The 20,331-nt window shown below is 50.7% G+C and carries 22 protein-coding genes; 10 read left to right on the forward strand and 12 right to left on the reverse strand.

What is annotated here, in order from left to right:
* Nucleotides 1-38: 38 nt before the first annotated feature.
* The 4 genes from nadA (at nt 39) to NTV65_07785 (ending at nt 2,719) form a co-directional block, all read left to right on the forward strand.
* Entirely contained in the window at nt 39-1,076 is a 1,038-nt protein-coding gene (gene nadA / locus NTV65_07770) for a quinolinate synthase NadA (GenBank protein ID MCX6115094.1), read from the forward strand.
* Between the two features lie 54 nt (nt 1,077-1,130).
* Nucleotides 1,131-1,409, forward strand: coding sequence for a hypothetical protein (locus NTV65_07775; protein MCX6115095.1), 279 nt, complete (start codon nt 1,131-1,133; stop codon nt 1,407-1,409).
* A gap of 99 nt (nt 1,410-1,508) precedes the next feature.
* Nucleotides 1,509-2,066, forward strand: a complete 558-nt coding sequence (locus NTV65_07780) for a dual specificity protein phosphatase (protein MCX6115096.1) — start codon at nt 1,509-1,511, stop codon at nt 2,064-2,066.
* Nucleotides 2,063-2,719 carry a hypothetical protein gene (locus NTV65_07785; GenBank protein ID MCX6115097.1) on the forward strand — a complete coding sequence of 219 codons (657 nt, stop codon included), beginning with the start codon at nt 2,063-2,065 and terminating at the stop codon, nt 2,717-2,719. Before NTV65_07780 ends, NTV65_07785 begins: the two co-directional genes overlap by 4 nt.
* 11 nt (nt 2,720-2,730) lie before the next feature.
* Here NTV65_07785 and NTV65_07790 read toward each other — a convergent pair whose 3' ends face one another.
* Both NTV65_07790 and NTV65_07795 read right to left on the reverse strand, forming a co-directional pair.
* Nucleotides 2,731-3,531: a hypothetical protein gene (locus NTV65_07790; protein ID MCX6115098.1), complete on the reverse strand. Its 801-nt coding sequence runs from the start codon at nt 3,529-3,531 to the stop codon at nt 2,731-2,733.
* A gap of 26 nt (nt 3,532-3,557) precedes the next feature.
* Nucleotides 3,558-3,836, reverse strand: coding sequence for a hypothetical protein (locus NTV65_07795; GenBank protein ID MCX6115099.1), 279 nt, complete (start codon nt 3,834-3,836; stop codon nt 3,558-3,560).
* Between the two features lie 513 nt (nt 3,837-4,349).
* Here NTV65_07795 and NTV65_07800 point away from each other — a divergent pair.
* Entirely contained in the window at nt 4,350-6,599 is a 2,250-nt protein-coding gene (locus NTV65_07800; GenBank protein ID MCX6115100.1) for a type IV secretion system DNA-binding domain-containing protein, read from the forward strand.
* Between the two features lie 8 nt (nt 6,600-6,607).
* On the opposite strand, the gene NTV65_07805 is transcribed toward NTV65_07800, so the two are convergent.
* From NTV65_07805 to NTV65_07845, 9 genes are all read right to left on the reverse strand, one after another.
* Nucleotides 6,608-7,234, reverse strand: a complete 627-nt coding sequence (locus tag NTV65_07805; protein ID MCX6115101.1) for a thiamine diphosphokinase — start codon at nt 7,232-7,234, stop codon at nt 6,608-6,610.
* A 44-nt stretch (nt 7,235-7,278) separates the two neighbouring features.
* Entirely contained in the window at nt 7,279-7,548 is a 270-nt protein-coding gene (locus NTV65_07810; GenBank protein MCX6115102.1) for an EscU/YscU/HrcU family type III secretion system export apparatus switch protein, read from the reverse strand.
* Complete coding sequence (locus NTV65_07815) at nt 7,541-10,645, reverse strand: GAF domain-containing protein (protein ID MCX6115103.1); 3,105 nt, start codon at nt 10,643-10,645, stop codon at nt 7,541-7,543. Before NTV65_07815 ends, NTV65_07810 begins: the two co-directional genes overlap by 8 nt.
* 71 nt (nt 10,646-10,716) lie before the next feature.
* Nucleotides 10,717-11,496 (reverse strand): EscU/YscU/HrcU family type III secretion system export apparatus switch protein, encoded by a 780-nt coding sequence (locus NTV65_07820; protein MCX6115104.1) that lies wholly within the window; start codon nt 11,494-11,496, stop codon nt 10,717-10,719.
* Entirely contained in the window at nt 11,493-12,278 is a 786-nt protein-coding gene (locus tag NTV65_07825; GenBank protein MCX6115105.1) for a flagellar biosynthetic protein FliR, read from the reverse strand. The genes NTV65_07820 and NTV65_07825 overlap by 4 nt, the downstream gene beginning before the upstream one ends.
* Nucleotides 12,278-12,541: a flagellar biosynthetic protein FliQ gene (locus tag NTV65_07830; protein ID MCX6115106.1), complete on the reverse strand. Its 264-nt coding sequence runs from the start codon at nt 12,539-12,541 to the stop codon at nt 12,278-12,280. Before NTV65_07830 ends, NTV65_07825 begins: the two co-directional genes overlap by 1 nt.
* A gap of 11 nt (nt 12,542-12,552) precedes the next feature.
* Nucleotides 12,553-13,212, reverse strand: coding sequence for a flagellar type III secretion system pore protein FliP (locus NTV65_07835; protein ID MCX6115107.1), 660 nt, complete (start codon nt 13,210-13,212; stop codon nt 12,553-12,555).
* Nucleotides 13,193-14,299 (reverse strand): hypothetical protein, encoded by a 1,107-nt coding sequence (locus NTV65_07840; protein ID MCX6115108.1) that lies wholly within the window; start codon nt 14,297-14,299, stop codon nt 13,193-13,195. The genes NTV65_07835 and NTV65_07840 overlap by 20 nt, the downstream gene beginning before the upstream one ends.
* A gap of 8 nt (nt 14,300-14,307) precedes the next feature.
* Nucleotides 14,308-14,625 (reverse strand): hypothetical protein, encoded by a 318-nt coding sequence (locus tag NTV65_07845; protein MCX6115109.1) that lies wholly within the window; start codon nt 14,623-14,625, stop codon nt 14,308-14,310.
* Between the two features lie 135 nt (nt 14,626-14,760).
* Here NTV65_07845 and NTV65_07850 point away from each other — a divergent pair, with 135 nt between their 5' ends.
* The 5 genes from NTV65_07850 to NTV65_07870 all read left to right on the forward strand — a co-directional run bounded on the left by NTV65_07850 (nt 14,761) and on the right by NTV65_07870 (nt 19,719).
* Nucleotides 14,761-16,212 carry a proline dehydrogenase family protein gene (locus NTV65_07850; GenBank protein MCX6115110.1) on the forward strand — a complete coding sequence of 484 codons (1,452 nt, stop codon included), beginning with the start codon at nt 14,761-14,763 and terminating at the stop codon, nt 16,210-16,212.
* Nucleotides 16,213-16,233: 21 nt separating this feature from the next.
* Nucleotides 16,234-17,835, forward strand: a complete 1,602-nt coding sequence (locus NTV65_07855; protein MCX6115111.1) for an L-glutamate gamma-semialdehyde dehydrogenase — start codon at nt 16,234-16,236, stop codon at nt 17,833-17,835.
* 14 nt (nt 17,836-17,849) lie between these two features.
* Complete coding sequence (locus tag NTV65_07860) at nt 17,850-18,743, forward strand: HEAT repeat domain-containing protein (GenBank protein ID MCX6115112.1); 894 nt, start codon at nt 17,850-17,852, stop codon at nt 18,741-18,743.
* A gap of 26 nt (nt 18,744-18,769) precedes the next feature.
* A complete protein-coding gene (locus NTV65_07865; protein ID MCX6115113.1) occupies nt 18,770-19,423 on the forward strand; it encodes a DedA family protein in 654 nt (217 codons plus the stop codon).
* Nucleotides 19,424-19,488: 65 nt separating this feature from the next.
* Complete coding sequence (locus NTV65_07870; GenBank protein MCX6115114.1) at nt 19,489-19,719, forward strand: hypothetical protein; 231 nt, start codon at nt 19,489-19,491, stop codon at nt 19,717-19,719.
* Between the two features lie 68 nt (nt 19,720-19,787).
* Here NTV65_07870 and NTV65_07875 read toward each other — a convergent pair.
* On the reverse strand, nt 19,788-20,331 hold a 544-nt coding region (locus tag NTV65_07875; GenBank protein ID MCX6115115.1), incomplete at its 5' end, for a phosphotransferase.

Genomic DNA, 20,331 nt, shown 5'->3' on the forward strand with positions numbered 1-20,331 from the left:
GTTTTGACCCTTGCGCCTACTCGAGCTAGCATATGGCTATGGGAATCGAAGCCTCCACCGTTGAGGAAACCTACCGCCTGATGCAAGCCAAGCTCTCTAAGCTTGTGCCCGATGTCGAGCTCCGTATTAAGGCTGAGCTGGTGTACGAGATTAACCGCCGCAAAAAAGAGCGCGGCGCGATCATCCTCGGCCATAACTATATGGAGCCGGCGCTTTACCATACGGTTCCAGATGTTGTTGGGGATTCTTTAGAGCTCTCACGCCGCGCCGCAGCTACAGAGTGCGACCCGATCATCTTCTGCGGGGTGCGCTTTATGGCCGAGACCGCAAAGATACTCAATCCTACCAAGACCGTGCTTCTGCCCGCCAAAGTTGCCGGGTGCTCGCTCGCTGCTAGCCTTACAGCGAAAGATGTGCGAGCGCTTAAGCAACGCTTCCCCGGAGTGCCAGTTGTTTCGTATATTAACACCTACGCAGACGTAAAGGCTGAGTCAGATATTATCTGCACCTCCGGCAACGCGGTTCGAATCGTGCAGTCCCTTAACTCCGACAAGGTTATTTTTCTTCCCGATAAGTTTCTGGCGGCGAATGTTGCGAATGAATGCGGTATGCAGATCATCTTTCCCACCCTTGGTGAGCAGCTACCTGAGGGGCCTGCAATAATCGGATGGCATGGTGTATGTGAGGTACATGAGCAGTTTACGGTTGAGGATATAGATAACGTTCGCAAGCAATTTCCAGAGGTAGTGGTCTTAACGCACCCGGAGTGTAGCCCTCAAGTAGTTGCGGCCTCGAATTTTTCAGCGAGCACATCGCGCATGGTAGATTTTGTTAAAAGATCAAATGCCCCGCACTTTTTGATCCTAACCGAGTGCAGCATGGCGGATAACATTATCGCCGAGAACCCTGAGAAAGATGTCTTAAGGTTATGCAGCGTACGGTGTCCGCATATGAACGAAATTACCTTAGAGGACACCCTAAATGCCCTCATTAATAACGAGCAGGTGATTGAAGTACCTGAGGATATTCGCCTTAAGGCCCGAATATCATTAGAACGAATGCTGGCGGTTCCGTAATCTCAACGGCAAGGCTTTCTTAGCACCGAGAGACTGATAAGATTACCCTTAATTATGAAATTACTCCCTCATATTATTATCATTCTTGTAGCCACAGCCTCCGCGCCTACGGCTGCTGCTCAATGTCGCGTTCTTACGGATCAACGTGTGAGCTCACTGGCCTGCGGACCACAGTTACAACCACAATTGGACAAGAAGGCCCCGAAGCCAAGCAAAGAACAGGGGGCTGGCGAGAGCAGCGCCAAGTCCTTGATTCGTATAACAAAGGTGCGTGGCTTCTCAGGGGGAGTTCATAGCGCAGCGCGGCGTATCAGATATATCAGCTCGCGTTAGATACCTTAAGTCACATTTTAACCGATATGACCCACAACTATGGGTACATATTGAGAAAGCGCCCCCGCATGCGTATAGGGCCTCCTCGAACAAGGAACAATGAATACTAACCCAGAGCCACTACCGAAGAGTGCAAATGCTTTCGTGAAGCTGCTGAAATGCGCCGGGATTTCTCTGCCGGAGCTTGAGCCATCAGACCTTAAGGTTCCTCGCACGGCTCGCGGATACCAGATAACAGATACTATCCTCGTCTCTCATTGGATCCCTGCGTTCAATCCAGAGTTCATCTCACGGTTTGGGATAAAATCGATCCTCTGTCTCGATGGTAAATTACGCTCCTCGTTCGCCTCTGCGTTAGGAGTTGAGAAGATAATCTCATTTAATATGCCTGACGGAAAGGGAACGACCCCTAACATGATTCACCACTTGGTTGATACTCTTAAAGAGCTGGTTGATCACCACCCCTCTGTTCTCGTGCAGTGCAACGCTGGCCAGAGCAGATCTCCCTCAATTGTGGCGGCTTACCTCACTAAGTATAAGAGCTACTCTTTGAAAGACGCCTTGCAACTAGTAACACAAGCTAGATCTCCTGAACGTGAGGTGAAGATGTGGAAAGAGACCCGTAGCGCAATTGAGCGAGCCTTAGGGGATCTATGAGCACGTTAGTCGGTAAGATTTCCCCGGCATTATCTAATCCTAAGGTTGAGGTAAGCGTAGAGCCAGTTAATAACAAACCAGCAACCCCTTCCTACAAAACGGAATCTGAAGGCGCAAATTTAACTCTGCCTTCTCTAGATCGGAGAGAGTATGTTCTGGGACTTTTTAGAGATCAGGTCCTAACCACCTGGATACCAAAGTGTAACGAGCTAGGTTTTGATGCGGTTGCATTTTTTAAGGAGGCAGAATCCTGCGGAGCTATTAAGTGCAAGATGTATACCCCAAAGCAGCTCTTAGATTTGGATAATGTGGACCGCCTTTTATGGAAGGAAGAGTACCATTACTCCGATGTGCTTAAGAAGATTAAGATGCCGCTCGATCCCGATCGCTCCTTCGCTGAGCCATGCGAAGGTCCAGTTCTCTTCATACGGTGTCCAGAGCGTAATAATGGTATAATTATAGTGAACGGCAATCACCGCACTGGCGCGGTTATGCTGAAAGAATACAATCCTGATCGTCACCCCCTGTACGTACTGGAGTTTGCCTCTATTGAGGTCTATAAAAAACTAACCGGAATCACTCCCTCCGACATACTCTACATAGGTATCGAGGAAAAAAGTGGTGGACGACGCGAACCATTAGCACGCTCCTAGCCCTGATAGCCCTAAAAGGAATAAAGCACCGTCACACCACCCCAGAACTTATTAACGGTATTTTCGTCCTCGGAAGCGCTATAGGCAATCGTAGGATTAATTATAACCTCACCGATAGAAACCTGAGTTGAGATTCCTGAGGTAATCTGCACCAATCCGTTCTTGGCATAAACCTTTTCTCCATTTGCGGAGAAGCCAAAATCACTGAAGAGGGTGACATGGAACGCTCCCTCGCCACTCTTCTCAAAGGTGTGGCTGATGTTTAAATCGTAATACTGCATATTATAGAGCTCATACTCATGAAATACCGTCAAGGTTGGCGCCAACATTGTATCGAGTGCTAAAGCGCCCCACACCTCGCGCCTTGATTGCCTATCATCTGAGCTATCGGGAAAGGTGTACCAGTAATGGCCGATGGAGGCTGTAATTCTGGAGTAGGTATAGTCGTACGATAACCCCTGATCCATCTCAATAAAGTGCGCAGAGTTATCTCGATTATCGAGCGGTAGCTGCATCCACAGGATAGCGTTGAGCATTCCGTGCTGCCCCAGCTCTAAATGGGCTTGTGCCGAGGGTTGCAATGAGAGCCCCTCATGGAAAAGCTGCCCACGAAACATGTAACTTGAAAGTAGTGACATTGAGGTATCAAATGAGAGCGGTAAGGGCTCCGCCGTTTCAAATTCAGGGGGAGGGAAAAAGAGCGAGTGCGCCGGGCCATCGGCTCGGCAGAGCGCCGAAAAGCACACAAAAACTACGAGCGTTATGCAAACAAGCAGGCGCCGTAGTAGCGTATGATTACGTTTCCAACTCACGCGGCCCCTCCCTGCGCTGCGGATAACTAGGGAATAAGACGACGCATTTCTTGCATCACAGAAACAGCTTCTTTGAATACACTTATCTTTTTATATGCCCGTTCGGGATACAGACCAGCCAGCGCCAGAATGCGCAGGTTGCCTCTCATAATAGTTTCAAAGCGAGCGCCCTCGAATTGGTGTATCGAGGCACATAACGCAGCATTTATGCCGAGCCAGCGTGGGCTCAAAGCTCCTTCAGCAGGAACCTTAATAGCGCTGCAATTCTTATCTTTTTCGGGGGATGTTTCTATCCAGAGACTCATACTACTTCCCTGTATTCATAGCCGTGCGACATAATCCACACGGTGAAGAGGATTCATTCCTCTTACAGGAAGTAAACGTCAGAAGGTTTACTGCGCTAAAGGATCTGGTGCATAAAATATTCTCATACTGCAAGACATCTCTAAGTTATTGAATTGCCTACGATAAACAAACAAACCTCGAACTTACTGCGCGCGCTCTCCGTATTCGCTACGATCAACACTTCAGTAAAAACCGAGAGACAGATAAGATATCGCAAGAACTTATCTTTTTAACCTTCTACAAATTTATACTGGGGTGAATACGTTAGCCCCTATCAAGGGGCGAGTTTGCGGAGCAAACTGGGGTGGAAACAATAACTATTTACCCTAAAATAAGCGTCCCCGATCAGGGGACGTCAAGAAATGCGGGGCTTTAGGACCGATCTCAAGATCGAATCTTTTTAGCCATCGACAAATTTATACTGGGGTGAATAGTTAAGTAATTACCCCACAGGTCGTCTATAGTAAGTAACCATGAGAGTTCTTTGCATCCACATGCCTCGGCGCGGACTTAACGAAGCCTCCGCTTTCCTCGAGACCACGTTTGACGTATTGAACGTAAAGTTATTTCTGCAGCAACTAGACGAGCTTGCGGAGTGCTGCTGGAAGCCATTTTCTCTAGAGATCTATGCTCATAGTAACATGGTCTATTTATGTATGGCTGGTGACGACTCGATTCTTGATTTTCTTGTCATCGGCATCTATACCTGGATGGGGGATTGCGAGATTCACGACGTCGAGGACTACACCCTAAATATATCTAACAAGGCCGTCGTCGTTGGATCAGACTTTAAATTATCGCGCCCAGACATCTATCCGATGAGTGACTACGTATCGATGAAGACCGATTCATTGGTTCCGGTTGTTACAGCCCTCTCTCAAGTTAATGAGAGTGACAAGATGCTTATTCAGATTATGGTGCGGCCTATCCGAGATACTCCGTGGCTGCACCTGAAGTTGGCACTAAGCCGCGCAGAGGAGAACTTTAAGGCACCCTTTAGAGCCAGGCGCTGGCTTAGGAAGAACCTGGGGGCCCCAACACAGAAACTTGTACTCGATAAGTGTGCGAGGAGACTCTTCTGGATTAACTACAGAATCACCGCCATACATGAGCCAACATCCTCAACAACCGATAGTAGGGCTCAGACCCTTGAACGACTTTCGCAGAGCGTTCATCTCGTCGCTAATGCCGCACGAATCTACAATACAGTTGATGAAAATAGATTTATATTGCGCCGACTTGAGAGCGGAAAATCGTGGCTTCATAAGGTCCAGGCAAGGTTGTTCTACAAACCGTTTCGGGTTACCTCATCAGAGCTTGCAACATTCTGGCATCCGCCAGCGTTACAAAATGTCCCCATAACGGCGCAGGTGATCTCCAGAAAAGCCGCTCCTCCGTGCCATCTACCAACTCAGATTGAGGACCCGAATGTGTGCAACTTTGCTCACACTAACTTCAGAAGTCAGGAGACCATCTTCGGCATAAAGCGCTTTGATCGTAGGCGACACATGTACGTTGTTGGAAAATCAGGCAGCGGAAAGTCGTGCTTGCTCCAACTCCTAGTGCGCAACGACATAGAGAACGGCTTTGGTTGTGCGGTACTCGACCCTCATGGTGACCTAATTGATGATATCTTGCGCCTCGTACCACAACACCGCATCAATGATGTGGTGTTATTTGATCCCTCCGATCCAAAATACGCTCCGAGCTTCAATCCGATGGACCCAATTCGACCTGAGCTGCGCCTCCGCGTTACGCTTAGCTTTCTAGATACCTTTAAGCGTGCCTTCGGGGCCGACTGGTCTGAACGCATGGACCATGTTCTGCGCTACGCCATGCTTGGCCTCTTAAGTGCTCCTGGCTCCAACATACTTTCTCTACGTCGCATGCTATCTGATGAAGCATTCCGCACAGATATAGTTAGGCGTGCCACAGATGAGTCTGTAAAACGCTTTTGGTTGCGAGATTTTGCTGCTAGGCGCGAAGACTTCGAGGAGGGGCCGATCTCAAGACTTCTTAATAGAATCGACGAGCTGCTCGCTACCGAGACGATGCGTAACGTATTGGGGCAATCAGCAAACCTCTTTAACTTTCGTGAGTTCATGGATAGCAGAAAGATCGTACTGCTTAAGATCTCTAAAGGCGTGCTCGGATCAGAGAATGCCAACATGCTCGGATCTATGCTGATCTGGAAGATATACGAAGCGGCCATGTCGCGTGCCGATATCCCAGCCAGCGATCGTCAAGACTTCTTCTTCTACGTAGATGAGTTTCAAAATTTTGCAACCGAGTCCTTCTCTGAAATCCTGAGTGAATCACGGAAGTATAACCTCTGTTTGACCTTTGCCAATCAGTTTTTAGAGCAACTTCCTGCATCGGTTAGAAAAACCGTTTTTGGTAATATTTCAAATCTGATTACCTTCCGTGTTGGCGCAGACGATGCCAATATAATCGCTAAAGAGCTCCAGCCTCAATTCGGTAGCGAGGACATTATTAACCTTCCATTAAGGGACTTTTATACCAGATTGAGTGTAGACGGAGAGATTCAGGAGGCTTTTTCTGGCCGAACGATCGATCTTCAATATCCCGATGCAGAACATAACTATTCCGATGAGTGTATAGTCCAATCGCGTAAAAAGTACTGTGTGCCGATCGAAGACGCTCGCAGGCAGACGGCGCCGAATGGTGCTGTGCCTAATAACAAGCGCGGGAACGCCCCTTAAACGGCTACTTAAGATACCGCGCCGACGCACATGACAACCATCCCATCGAAAACCTCTATACACACCTCACCCCCAAGCGCTTGATTGCCCACTCCACGCGAGCCGATCTGAAGATCTTCTCGATTTAATGGATAGCGCACCCCTGAGAGCGATAACGTTGTGGGCGAGCTCAAGGGAAGTGTAGAGACCACCTGGCCACTTTGCAGGGTAATTCGTTGCGAGCTTCCTGCCGAAACTATCTGACACTCCATCTTACCGTGATAAGCCCGGATAGGAATGCGTTTATGATAACGCACAAGTAGTGAAAGGTTGGCGATCGACTTATCTATCGCCCCCCCTACGATACACACTACAAAGAGCTCCGTTGCTCCACGTTCAATTGCAAGTAAAAGCGCCTTTTCCAGATCGTTTAGCTCCTGATTGGGAAGCTGCACGAACTCTGTCTTGGGGAACTTAGGCTGCACCTGTTCAAGAACTAGGGAGTCGAAATCACCACATACGATATGAGGGGTAATACCGGGTGGGAGCTTTAGGATCGCTCCATCCGTTACAAGGATAAGATTACTCTTAGCCGCTAGCTTTTCAATGGTACTGTGATCAAAGTCGGGGCTATTGCCGATTATCAGGGCCTTCATAGGCCTTTTTATATACTACCAACCCTAACGACGCGATAGTATGACTAGGCCCGTTTCCTAACAAGCGCTCCAACCTCTACCATAATCGCTGCCGCAGCCTCAAATAGCTCACTTGGTATCTGCTGATCGATGGGTAAGGTCGCAAGGGCATCACACAGCGCGGGCTCTTCAACAACCGGAATACCGTAGCGTTTTGCGATCGCCACCATATGCGCTGCAAGGTCTAGCTCTCCGCGCGCGGTTAATATCGGTGCGGAATCCTCGCTGCCTGAAAATCCCAACGCAAAGGCCTCAAGATACTTTGATTTAGTCATATTCCTCCGGTCTAGCCCGCAAACGTTGCAACGCCGATTCAATCGTCCATACCCCAACAGGCTTATCAACGACCTCGATGCGCTGGGAGGCTGGCATCCTCTCAATCCATTCACGAGCAGGCGATCCAACTCCCAATATAGCTAGTTCGGAGAAGTCGTTTAAAAGTTGCGTAGCCAGCTTAATAGCCCCTTCGCCAAGATTATCAAGGTCTAGTACCACGAAGCCCCACCTGGCAGAGTCCTGCTTAAGGATCTCAAGTATCTGAACTCCATCAAAGGCTCCACGCGAGCGATATCCAAGTGATTCAAAAACTGCATTGAAAAATGGCTGTACCCCCGACTCTACTCCAAGGAGCAACACTCCACTGCTCGCGCTGCTTCTCTGCTGCTGCGCGTCTGAGCCCAGGTTACTACCGACCTTTACGCTTAGAATAGGTAGATATACGCTGAAGGTTGTTCCCTCTCCAGGTTTGCTATGCACGGTTATCAGCCCATCGTGCTGCTTAACGATTGAATATGCCGCAGAAAGACCCAGTCCAGAGCCGCTAAGACCAACACCGGTACCCCGATCAACGTTCTTAGTTGTATAGAAAGGCTCAAAGCAACGCGTCTGCTGCTCGACCGTCATACCAACGCCGTTGTCCTTTATATCGAGCCTAAGATACATACCGGGAGCCATTTCAGGTTCTATCTCACCTGAACGCAAGCGCACTTTAATCATAGAAACGGTGACGATACCCCGTATCTCTGGTCGCATAGCATCCTTAGCATTAGCGATTAGAGCCGTTATCACCTGTTGAAGCTGCGATGGATCGCCAACAATATCGGGACATTCCGGATATGGTTCAATCCTGAGACCGTTTTTCTTGCCAAGCAGCGATTCGTAGAGCTGCGTCGACTCCAACACTAAACTGTTGAGTGATATATTCTGCTTTAATGGCGGCGCCTGTGTAGAGAAATTTAGAAGCTGCGACACCAGGGTCGAACCCCGTTTAGCAGCGTCCGTAATCATCTTGGTAAACTCTCCCACCGCCTCTCCCTTAGCGGCCTTAATCTCAATCAACGACACCTGCCCCAGGATCGCCTGCAAGAGATTGTTGAAGTTATGCGCCACACCAGAAGCCAGCAGCCCCGCCATGCGCATCTTAAGCGACTCAGCCATCTTACTCTCAAAGCGGCGCGCCATAAGAACGGTCGCCATCTCGTTCGCCATACTGACTAGGAGCTGCAATCGCCCATCCTTGATAAAAAGATTTGGCGCAGAGGGCTCCACTATAAGAACACCAACGATCTGACCAAGCGAAACAAGGGGAATTATTGCTAGGAGATCGCAGCGCAAGCGCTGCATTAAAGAATTAAACTCAGAGCACTTCATCTGTTGTCCAGCGTGCACTAACACGGGCCGCTGTGTACGTAGAGCTTCATCTAGAAAATCATGTTGGACCGCGAGCTCTATCTGAACCTGCCGTAACTGTCTCTTTATCCCCGGCCCAAACCCGCCCTGACCTACGATATGAGTTCCCTGCTCATTCATAGCACCGAACCAGGCGCGCTTTAGTCCGAACTCCTGTTGCAATAGAGGAAATGTGTTCTCTGCTATCTCACGAGCTGAGCGATATTTTGAGAGCTCATGGCTCAAGCGGTAAAGAGCGCTCAGGGACTCGCTATGCCGACGCTCGCTTGCAAACATCTCAGCCTGTCGCACCGCCAGAGTGATCTGAGCTGCCGCAGCCTGCACCAATTCATAATCCCTATCGGTATACGCACCCGCCTCGCGCTTAAAGAGCACCAACGCCCCAAAGACCTGCCCCTCCGCCATAAGGGGCACAACGATGGTCGAGTGTAGGTTCTCAAGTTTTGCCAACGGAAGATATGCTCGCGGATCCTCCTGTAGGTCCTCAATCGTGAGTCCCTGCGCCCTCTCAACAACGTGTCGCAAAATACTGGGCCCCTTCAGCACTGGCTCCATTGCATCTATGTATTTTTCTGAAAGGCCCTGAGTAGCAACTAGCTCAAGTTCACCACCCTCAGGTTGTATAAAGCAGCCATATCCACAATGAGAATTGGTAGCTCTTAGAACAGCGCGCAACCCTTTTAAGGTAACAACAGCGGGGTCGAGCTGCCCGCGTAGCGAGTGCGATACCTCAATCAAAGCTTCAAGGCGCCTGTTTTGTGAGATGAGAGCCTCCTGCGCTACGCGCCTCTCGGTAATATCTATGCCAAAACCCTCCCAACCAAGGAAGATACCCTGCGACGAAACATTTGGCACCGCACGCAACATCATCCAACGCTGCTCTCCGCTACGCTGGTGAATAATGCAGACCTCTTCTCTTAGCTCACCACGCTCAATTCTAATATGCTTAATGCGTCTACGTATTCTGGCCCGGTCGCGTGGGGTGATAACCTGATTCCAGATACCAGCGTTTCTCAACATCTCTGCGGCGCGCACCCCAAGCAGCTGTTCGGTATCACCAAAAACATCCGATATCTGAAATTCAGCATCGGTTATTATAACTATAATGTTGCCGTACCGCGCCATGCGGCGGTACTGACTGCGTAGGTCATCCTCTGAAAACGCCGCGACCTCCCCCTTCTCTTGTCTCGTGTTTAAGGTAGTGAGCGCCTGCGACTTTTCGAGTGCAATAAAGGCATCAAACTCATCCTGACTCCAACGATGGTAGGAACGTGTAAAGAAGCACTCGACGACCCCCTCTAGCCTCCCGTTCACCGTAAGTGGGAAAATTCCCGCAGAGCGAACCTTGCGCACCGCCAACTCCAGCGCCAGCTCACTTGGAACACGGGCACGTTGCAGGTCGTTAATAACTAGGGGTAGGTGCCAGGTACGCCCGTTAAAGGATGCCGCATTACCAGAGATGTTAAATATAGGGCCATCTGTATCGGCATCCTGATTGCCTCTAGGAGGAAACTGCCCACAATGAGGCTCGCCATCAACTAACAGGGTTAATAAAACCTGATCACAGCTAAGGGTATGGGCTATCGTCTCAGCCAGATACGAGACAAGCGCCGTTACTGAGCTATGAGAGCCGCACTCAAATCTTAGTTTTTTAGGATTGGCGTTGTTCGCCTCTTGAGCCATTAGAATTCTGCCTACATGCAGTCGCTGAGCGACCGATACAACATTGCATATTTAATTGCATATTTCTGGCCTTATGGCTTCTCAGGCGCTCTTCGCACCACGATAACCTTCGACCGCTTTACCCGTCGCTCCAGCTCAGACATAACAAGCACCATGTGCTCATGCCGCCTGGCTGCCTTAACGTGCGGATCCCCCTCGCCCTCTTTGTGCTCCTCTTTCAATTCGTGAAGACTCATGCGGTTCTGCTTAGAGAACTTCCAACGAGCCATGCTATACGAGATAATTGCAAAAACAATTAGCACGAACCCTCCGCGATATACGAGCGAGTATACACTATCACTGAGGGTTGCTATGGCTTGCTCACTCGATAGATCAAAAACGAAGATCGATTGAGCGATCAACGCAAAAAAAATCGGCGCAAACACAAGCACTAAAACAATACACCGCAATAATCCGAAAACAGCATCAAGGAGGCTCTGTTTGACCCTCCCAAAATATGCACCCGGCTGACAACGATTAAAACCTTTTATGAGTTGCGAGGGCAGAAACAACCCACGCGTCTGTGTAACCTCCGCTACAACAGCCCCTAGCGCCAACGCTGCAACAAGGATTACGATCGATCGCATCCCGGTCCACAAAGCCTGCTCAAAGGCGACCATGGGCGACCAGAGCTTATAATTCAACCATTGTATCAAGGTTTTATCACCTACCCAAGAAAGACTTAAGGGCAGAGCAAAGACGGCGATCCAATATGATACGGCCATGCTAACCATTGGACTTTTAACGACTTTTCCATCTTTACGTAGTTTTGCAAGACGCCGCGCCGAGGGCGGAAACCGTTTTTCGCTCATGGCGATCCCACAGAACCCGAAGCAGGGAGGCTATTAAGTGCTTTGTCCTCCCTATGAAAAGCGTCCCGTTGGCCCCCAAGCAATAGCTCGCGCAGGACCGGCTTAGAGAGTCGCTGCGATGAGATCACAAGCAGCGTCAGTAATGAAAAGGTTAATAACGATTTAACTATCGAAGCCATCAGCGAAAACTGTATCCCCTTTACCATGCGCGCTGCCAAGGCGGCTACGATATCTGTCATTAGAAACGCTGCGAACCAGAGCGCAGATATTCCGAGCACCACACCGATTAGCGAAAGCCCCCGACTTAGCACATCAGCCGCACACTCAATTCCGGAGAGCGGCGCTCCCAGCGGAATCATTGTATAGCTCTGCACCAACTGCTCTACGCTCAACTCAAGAGCGCCCAGATGAAGTGCGATTGCAGCTATAGCGCTCCTACAAACAACTGCCAGATCTGACACGGCCTGTCCATTAAGCGGATCGACGACCGAGCCGATCGTTTGCCCACGGGCGGTATCGAGCAACTCACCAAACATCTCTCCGACATCAGCAACAAAGCGCAGCGGCGCCCCAAGCAGAATACCAACAATAAACTCCCACGCGTAAGAAAGGTGCGAGATCTCGTGCTCGATCTCAACCGATGGCAGTATCGCCCAAGCGCAGCCAACCGCGAGAAATATTCTGGGCAGCGATTGAATCGTCTCTCCGAACGGAAGGCATACGATCAAACCAAAGCATCTAGCAGCTACGGCAAAAAGGGCTGGATATGTAGCCTCATCCATCACAGGCGCGTATCTCCTACATGCTCAACTGAGGTTAGGATCATAACGAAGAGGCTTTGCACCTCAGAAAATGCAAGCTGCCCACCCACTACAACAAGGAGGGCAAACAGGCCGATACGTGCTAGATGCAAAATGCTCTGCTCCTGCACCTGCATGGCGGCCTGCAGCAGCGATACAAGCCCGCATCCAAGCGCTATTACAGCCAGCGGAATAACGGAGAGCTGCAACATCAAAACGAGCGCATGTTGAACGATTGCATACATAGTAGCTACCCTTATTGATATGCTCGGATCAGGCTCTGCGCCAGCAAAAGCCAGCCATCAGATGAAACAAAAAGCAGCAGTTTAAGGGGAAGGCTTACGATAACCGGGCTCATCATCGTTAGCCCCATACCAACTAGGATATTTGCCACGATCAGATCGATTACAAAGAAAGGGATCAGAAGAAAGAACGCTATCGTAAAGCCCTTCTTGATCTCAGAGAGGGTAAATGCGGCCACTATCGTTACAAGCCCGGGCTCCTGATTATCAACCTGCGCCTCATCACCCTCAAGCTTTCCGTTAGCCAAGCGCTTAAAGATCGCAAGCTCACGCTCCCCGCTGTGTTTAAGCAGGAACTCACGCCAGGGGGTAATGATGTCACGACCTCGCTCCATTAGCCCCGCCAGCGGTTGCGCTGCTAGCTGCTCTATCTTTACACCAGCTAGTCGCTCCATCGTTCCGGTCAACACCGGCTGCATAACAACCAACGACATAATTAACGAGAGCGCCATAACGAGTGAGGTGCTTGGTGCCTGCTGCGTGCCGAATCCGCTACGAAGCAGACTAAGCACGATTGTAAACTTAAGGTAACAGGTGCCCACCCCGATCAGGAGCGGCACGAGCGCTATTGCAAGTGATGCTATCAGCAGGGTTTCAGGCGATATAGCTTTCATCGTCATCCTCCCTAATTTGCCCCCTGCGGTTGCGTGCAAGACCCTGCGCTATCCCCTCTGAACCGACCTCTCCACGCTGAACGGTGAGTGAGGTGACCTTAAAGCCGCTGGCCTGTAAGCGCTGCATGATTAGAGAGCGTTCCCGCAGCACCTGAAACGAGAGATCCATACTGCTAACGTTGAGAACGACCTGCATGCCACCCTCCTTAGCCTTAACGAGGGTCACCCCAACAGGCGCACGCATAGCTCCAAACGTGCACTCAAAACTTAGACTAGGCTGACCACCAACCTGGGCTAGCTGCGCATTGTGAATCGAGTAGGTATTATTAATAGCCTGCGTCGAAGCTACTCCATCCTGAACCTTACCAACCTCGTGACTATATATATGTGTCGCTGGCTGGTTTGCGAGAATAGGGCTTGGGAGCGTTTGAATAGGCAGTGCTTTTGGCATCGGCGTTGGCACCCCCTCACCCACAAATTTCTGCGCCAGATTAAGCTGCGCCAGATTCACTGCTGCCTGGCTGCGAAGACCCTCTACTAAATTAACCGTTACAGCTTGCCCAGCTCCCTGCCAAGGTTGCTGCCCAACTCTAGGCGGCGCGGTTGTAACAGGAGCCTCCCCACTACCACCCTGTAAGGAGCGCCCCACCCTTGTGCGTAGGAACGTGCTCAGTTCATTCAACTCCTCGCTACTTCGCCCCTCGCGTAGCGCTCCAGCCTTACGCCGTTCAACCTTCATCATCCCGTGACAGGTATCAACCATCGCCTCACAGCGCACCGTACGGGTGCTACTCTCCTGTACTACAGTACGTGCAAGCTTATGTTGATCGATGGCGTCTTTAAGCTCTCGGTGCGCATGCGTTATGCGGAGATCTACCCTATTTGGAGATGGCAGAGCTGCGGATGAGCCTAGCTCACGCCTCTCTGCTGCTCGCGACACCTCGCGCCAGAATAGCTGCTCCTTCTCCTTCACCAGATCTTTACAGGCGAGCTCATGCTTACGCACATGACCGAGCTGCTGTACCTCGCGTTGGTACTCCCCCTCAGCTCGACCGGTCTTAGCTCGTAGAATCCCACCCTCTAGCATTACTAAACCTATTGTGTCTGTTGAAGTTTTCGAATCGAGGCAACGCCACTCTCTGAGACCTTAGATACCAGCTCTACCTTGAGCTGGTAGTGGCTTACGTCCATCTGAAGCTTAATCATCTCTTCTAGCTGCTTTGCCTGAACGTGCGCAGTATTACCTGCTGACGAAGGGTGCAGGCTAAGTTTAGAGATGCGAGACATTACGTCCTGCCAACCGCCCCCCGCTCCAATGCCGCCAAGCCCCATAGAAGGCGCAGGAGTGCTGGCATTTATTACCGTTGTTGGTTCTAAACTTATCGGTGGAGGGCCTATCGGTGAGATCTTCATAAGGGTGCTGTAGTTACGAAGTTACTGGGTTCTTAATCGCTCGCTTAGATAAAAAGTTGCGGCTACCTGCTTAGATTTATCTCTCCGTACGAAAAACTCTTTTCTTAAGGCACCTTAGCGAGTATTTTAGATGTAATGAGTACAACCATCCCAGCAACGCTTAACGATAGGATTAACGAATTCGGTCACGGAGTATTCCACGACCTAGGGCAGGTTGAGCCCTCCCTCTTCGACATGCACTACTGGAACGGCCGCCTAATGCAATGGTCGGCCTCGCATCCTGATTTCAAGGTAAGCCTCTTTCAACTGGTAGATGTGCTCCCAACGCTGCGCTCCCCTGAGGCTATCGGCGAGCATGTTAGGCGCTACCTCCAGGGCCCTGCGGGTAAGATTCATCCAGCGCTTGCGTGGCTGATCGGCCTCTCCGATAGCATGCTAGGCAGAGCCATTACCTCCTTTTGCGTGACCCAGGGAGTTCAGCAGATGGCGAGCCTCTTTATCGCCGGTAGTGGGCCACGCCAAGCGCTTAAGGGCCTGCGCCGCCTACGAAAGGCTGGTTACTGTTTTACCGTGGACCTACTCGGCGAATTCTGCGTTTGTGAGCGTGAGGCCCTTGAGTACCAGAACCGTTACCTAGATGCCCTTGAAACTATCGGCCAAGCGCTGCCAAGCTGGCCAGAGAGTGCCCCGTTAATTGAGGGGCACCCGGGTGAGCTCAGCCCGCTCTCTATCTCGGTCAAACTCTCGGCGCTCTATTCACAAACAGGTGCGCTAAACTTCAAACGGAGCGTTGAGATCCTATCCGAACGGCTGTCAGAGATCGCGCGCCGCGCCAAGAAGTTCAGCGCTCAGCTCTACGTTGACGCCGAGGACTCTGGGAGTAACCCCATCATCTATGAGAGCTTTAAGAGGGTCTTTGGCTCTCAGGAATTTATCGATATGCCCTACCCCGGCATCGTTATTCAGGCCTACTCGCGCAGCGCTGAGGCCCGGGTGCACGAGATGCTAGAGTTTGCGCGCAGACGAAGATCTCCGATAGCAGTGCGCCTGGTTAAGGGTGCCTACTGGGATTACGAACGGGTTATCAGCCAGCAGAACCAATGGGACTTTCCGTTGTGGAGCGTTAAGGAGAGCTCGGATGCATGTTTTGAGCACCTTTCGCGCATCCTGCTTGATAACCACGATGTATGCCTTCCGGCCTTCGGCTCGCATAATATCCGCTCGCTCTCGCACGCCTGTTGCTACGCCGAGAGTAAGGGCCTTTCGTCAAAAAACTTCGAAATTCAGGTGCTCTACGGCATGGCGGAGCCGATCGCCAACGCCTTTGCTAAACGGGGCTATCTGACCCGCATGTACGTACCGCTCGGCGAGCTGCTCCCAGGTATGGGGTACCTGGTACGGCGGCTGCTTGAGAACACCTCTAACGAATCATTCCTGCGCCACACTTTCTTCGATAGGGATGAGATCTCAACCCTCCTCGCAGAACCCCTTTTTCCACAAACAAAGGACCTAACCGAGCAGCTCGATCTTGATCTGCCCCTTTCTGCAGAGCAGGGCGACGGCGTTCTTATGCAACTTGATTATTAGTGTCTAGGAGATATATCCAAAATGGAAACCAACACACCTTTCATAAACCATCCCCTACTCGACTTTAGCCTAGAGAAAAATCGCCTTGCCGTAGAGCAGGGACTGCTAGAGGTTGATGCATTGATCGGCGCCAAGGCGCTCAAGGCCGTCGCGATCATCGATGGCAAGCCGGTCTCTGGAACGGAGAGCTACATTCGACACGATCCAAGTAACGTAAAGATCGTAATCGGCTCAACTCAGTTCGCGACTATAGAGCATGCAACCTTGGCGATGGAGAGCTGCCGTAAGGGCTTTCCGGCCTGGCGCGCACGCCCGAGCAAAGAGCGTGCAGAGATACTTAGAAAGCTAGCAATATTGATGAAGGATCAAGCGGCGCTACTGACAGCGATAATAATTCGCGAAGCCGGTAAGCCCTGGAAAGAGGCCGATGGGGATCTTGCTGAAGCGATTGATTTTTGCAACTACTATGCGGCCGAGATGCTGCGCATTGCACCAACACGGCGCACTGAGGAGGTGCTTGGTGAGGACAACGTTTATCTCTATCAGCCACGCGGTGTCGCCGTAGTTATCTCCCCGTGGAACTTTCCACTCGCAATTACGTGTGGCATGACAGTTGCGGCACTCGTGACCGGAAACACAGTGGTGCTTAAGCCCTCTGCTCAGGGCAGCCTAATAGCGCATGAATTCGCCAAGCTTGTGCTAGCGGCAGGAGTTCCAAGCGATGCCTTTGCATTCCTGCCTGGCCATGGTGCAGAGATCGGTCGTTTCCTCGTTAATCATCCTGATACTGCACTAATAGCCTTTACCGGTTCACGCGCTGTGGGGCTAGAGATCTTGCGCTCGGCTGCCGCAATCGCTCCCGGCCAACATGGTATTAAACGTGTTATCGCAGAACTTGGCGGGAAAAATGCAATTATCGTAGATGAGGATGCTGACTTTGACGACGCCGTGCGTGGGGTTCTCTCTTCAGCTTTTGGATTCGCCGGTCAGAAGTGCTCAGCCTGCTCGCGCCTAATCGTTGTTGGCGAGGCGTACGAGCCCTTCCTGGCACGCCTCGCCGCAGCACTTGAAGATATGATCGTAGGCCGCGCCGAGAATCCAGCAAGTTTTCTTGGGCCTGTCATCGATGACGAAAGTCACGCCCGAATCTCTACAATGATTCAGTCGGCACAGGACCTCACAGTGCTGGCGGTAGGTCGTGTTCCGACGGAGTTAGTAACAACCGGCAGCTTTATAGCTCCAACCATCTTCAGGGACGTTCCTACAACTCACCCAATCTGGAAGGATGAGATCTTCGGTCCGGTTCTGGCGTGCACTAAGGCCGATAACTTTGATCACGCCCTGTCCCTAGCCGTTGAATCAGATTATGCCCTAACGGGGGGAGTTTTTTCGAGACACCCTGACCATATCGCCAAGGCGCGCACGGATTTCCGTGTAGGGAATCTCTATATTAATAGATCCATCACAGGAGCCATGGTAGGGCGTCAACCGTTCGGCGGCTTTAAATTTTCTGGAGTAGGCTCAAAGGCTGGTGGGCCGGACTACCTACTGCAATTTCTAGAGCCTAGGGTTATAACTGAAAATACGATGCGGCGCGGATTTACGCCGGATCTAAACAACTAACAAAATCACACTCTATGAATATTCTCAGATTCCTTGCGCCTCCAAGCAGATTGCTATGTGCCCTATCAACAATGGCTCTCTTTGGTTGCGCAACGTTAGTTACCTTGCAATACCCAACCCACCCACAGGCCATCCCGGCCGTGCAACGCCTCACAAGCAATGATGCACTACTTGTACAGGAGGCACGCATTGAGATCGTTGCACTAGGCGCGGGTGCGATGCCGGAGCTCTATCGAGAGATGCCACAAGCATCTTCTGCTGCAAAGATCAGGATAATGGAGGTTGCGACCAAAATTGCGTTGCCAGCACAGATGCTCGGCGTTATTTATGCACGGGCCGTGCAAGATTCAGATACAGTAGTCCGTCAGAGTGCTGCGTTCCAGGCAGCGCGCGCGCCACAACTCGCAGAGACGCTCGCTCCGATCATCCGTACCTTACTCTACGATCGGGTACCAGATGTGCAAGCAGCAGCTCTTACTGCTCTCGCTGGGTATCCTCAATACCTCAGCTCACAGGAGCTGCTCGCCTTTATCTCAGACAAAGAGGTTGTCGTTGCTGCAACTGCGGCCTCAATCGCACTAAAACGAGATGATCCAACACTCACTGTCGCAGCTGATCTTGCCCTCCCGAGGCTAATTAGTCAGCTCCAGCATCCGCAACCTAGAACCCGCTCAGCGGTCATCTCTGCCCTTGGACAGTACGGTGCAGCACCGACCGTGCCGCCACTGATTACAGTTCTAAAGAAAGATAAGGTAGCTGAGATTCGCATGAAGGCCGCAATCGCCCTGCTTCGTATCAACACCCCAGACGCACGCCTAGCCGCGCTTGAGGCACTTAAGGAGTTCTCTTCAAGCGATAACGCAGCCCTTAAAGCTGTAGCAGATCAATACCTAAAGGCAAAGGAGTAGCGCAGTACACTAGTCAGCTCTATTTTTTGCCTCAACGCTTAGATCCATCTATAGTTATCTTGATGCTCGACTTTGTACTTAATACCCATGGCCTAGTCGCCTACCTGACTATTTTGGCCTCTCTGCTTGCTGGCGCATTCGGCTTTCCGCTACCAGAGGATCTCTCCCTAATAAGTGCCGGTATCTTAATCCACCTAGACAAGGCTGAGCTCTGGATTATGGCTGCTACATGTTATGTTGGCATCCTGACAGGTGATCTGATTATCTTTCGTATCGGATGGATGGCTGGACCAGCTCTTCTTCGCAAACGATGGGTGCGAAGATATATGACCTCAAAGAAGCTGCACTCAATTCGTCAAGGCCTTGAGCGTCGTACATTTTCCACGATCCTCTTCGCACGCCACCTCTTCTACCTTAGAACAGCAACATTTCTCGTATGTGGAACTGTGCGCATGTCATTTGTCAGATTTCTTTTAGCAGATGCCGTAGCGGCCCTAATCACCACCCCGGTCATGCTGGGTCTCGGCTACTTCTTTGCGCAGCACTACGACACCCTGCTCGCATACATGCATCAGGTAAAAATAGCTCTAATCTTAATAGGGGTTGTGGGCTCTGCCTACCTGATCTTACGCCAGATTCGCCGTCAACGCAGAAGAGCGCGCAGAGCTCTTAAAATGTGATGTGCGGTTTTCTGTAATCGTGCTATTATTATCAGAAAGTTTATACTGGGGTGAATAGTTAGAGAATGTCACTAGTTGAGCAAAAATATAACGAAGCGCTTGATAAGATGAGCGGTAGGGATCGAGTTGAAAGAACTTTATCTTTATTTGGATCTATCTGCGAGATGCTGACACTTCAGGTTTCAAAGGAATTTTCTGAGCTAACCGAACGCGAGCTGCGAAAGAAGGTTGCTGAACGCTTGTACCTTTCTGACAAAGGAGCTCAGGAGCTTTTAAAGAGGGTGCGGGTAATTTGATCGATCCAATTACTGGTTGTTTTGCTTCATCCTTTTACGGAGAGCCAAGATTCACGCAAGATGCAGGGCTACGGCAATAAAGCCTCGCCTGCAAGAGGAAGTTCAATCCGCTCTAGCGCCTGCACAACCGCAAACTGAGTTCTGGCTCGCTCCAGGTTGTGCTTTGGTCGGTGGATTCTAAAATAAGTATCGCCATCTAGATAATCTGTCAGGAAGCGCACCCCTAAGATAAGAGCCAGAACGCGTGGTGCGAGGGGCAGAAGCTCAATCTCATTCGGTGTTAGAGTACTGCCCATTTCTCCCATATAGCCGCGATAGATAGCTTGATAGAGCTTCATATCAACGACCACCTTAGATAGGTCCTGCTCATCTTCATCACACGCTACGGCTGTATTCCTAACTAGATCGCCGAAATCAAAGAGTGGTGTTCCAGACATGCAGGTATCTAGATCTAACAAACACACAGCCTTCGTTCCCGTAGCGTCAAAAAGCACGTTATTAAGCTTCATATCGTTATGACATACACGCGCCGGAATCTCTTTGGCCTCAAGTGCCGCAACCAACAAACTGCCAAGCTCCCTTCGCTTAAGGGCGAAATGAATCTGCTCGCTC

Source organism: Pseudomonadota bacterium (assembly GCA_026390555.1).
GTDB lineage: Bacteria > Bdellovibrionota_C > UBA2361 > UBA2361 > OMII01 > OMII01.

Coding starts and splice junctions, on each gene's coding strand:
- nadA (MCX6115094.1), top strand. CDS start 39: ATGGGAATCGAAGCCTCCACCGTTGAGGAAACCTACCGCCTGATGCAA.
- NTV65_07775 (MCX6115095.1), top strand. CDS start 1,131: ATGAAATTACTCCCTCATATTATTATCATTCTTGTAGCCACAGCCTCC.
- NTV65_07780 (MCX6115096.1), top strand. CDS start 1,509: ATGAATACTAACCCAGAGCCACTACCGAAGAGTGCAAATGCTTTCGTG.
- NTV65_07785 (MCX6115097.1), top strand. CDS start 2,063: ATGAGCACGTTAGTCGGTAAGATTTCCCCGGCATTATCTAATCCTAAG.
- NTV65_07795 (MCX6115099.1), bottom strand. CDS start 3,836: ATGAGTCTCTGGATAGAAACATCCCCCGAAAAAGATAAGAATTGCAGC.
- NTV65_07800 (MCX6115100.1), top strand. CDS start 4,350: ATGAGAGTTCTTTGCATCCACATGCCTCGGCGCGGACTTAACGAAGCC.
- NTV65_07805 (MCX6115101.1), bottom strand. CDS start 7,234: ATGAAGGCCCTGATAATCGGCAATAGCCCCGACTTTGATCACAGTACC.
- NTV65_07810 (MCX6115102.1), bottom strand. CDS start 7,548: ATGACTAAATCAAAGTATCTTGAGGCCTTTGCGTTGGGATTTTCAGGC.
- NTV65_07815 (MCX6115103.1), bottom strand. CDS start 10,645: ATGGCTCAAGAGGCGAACAACGCCAATCCTAAAAAACTAAGATTTGAG.
- NTV65_07820 (MCX6115104.1), bottom strand. CDS start 11,496: ATGAGCGAAAAACGGTTTCCGCCCTCGGCGCGGCGTCTTGCAAAACTA.
- NTV65_07825 (MCX6115105.1), bottom strand. CDS start 12,278: ATGGATGAGGCTACATATCCAGCCCTTTTTGCCGTAGCTGCTAGATGC.
- NTV65_07830 (MCX6115106.1), bottom strand. CDS start 12,541: ATGTATGCAATCGTTCAACATGCGCTCGTTTTGATGTTGCAGCTCTCC.
- NTV65_07835 (MCX6115107.1), bottom strand. CDS start 13,212: ATGAAAGCTATATCGCCTGAAACCCTGCTGATAGCATCACTTGCAATA.
- NTV65_07840 (MCX6115108.1), bottom strand. CDS start 14,299: ATGCTAGAGGGTGGGATTCTACGAGCTAAGACCGGTCGAGCTGAGGGG.
- NTV65_07845 (MCX6115109.1), bottom strand. CDS start 14,625: ATGAAGATCTCACCGATAGGCCCTCCACCGATAAGTTTAGAACCAACA.
- NTV65_07850 (MCX6115110.1), top strand. CDS start 14,761: ATGAGTACAACCATCCCAGCAACGCTTAACGATAGGATTAACGAATTC.
- NTV65_07855 (MCX6115111.1), top strand. CDS start 16,234: ATGGAAACCAACACACCTTTCATAAACCATCCCCTACTCGACTTTAGC.
- NTV65_07860 (MCX6115112.1), top strand. CDS start 17,850: ATGAATATTCTCAGATTCCTTGCGCCTCCAAGCAGATTGCTATGTGCC.
- NTV65_07870 (MCX6115114.1), top strand. CDS start 19,489: ATGTCACTAGTTGAGCAAAAATATAACGAAGCGCTTGATAAGATGAGC.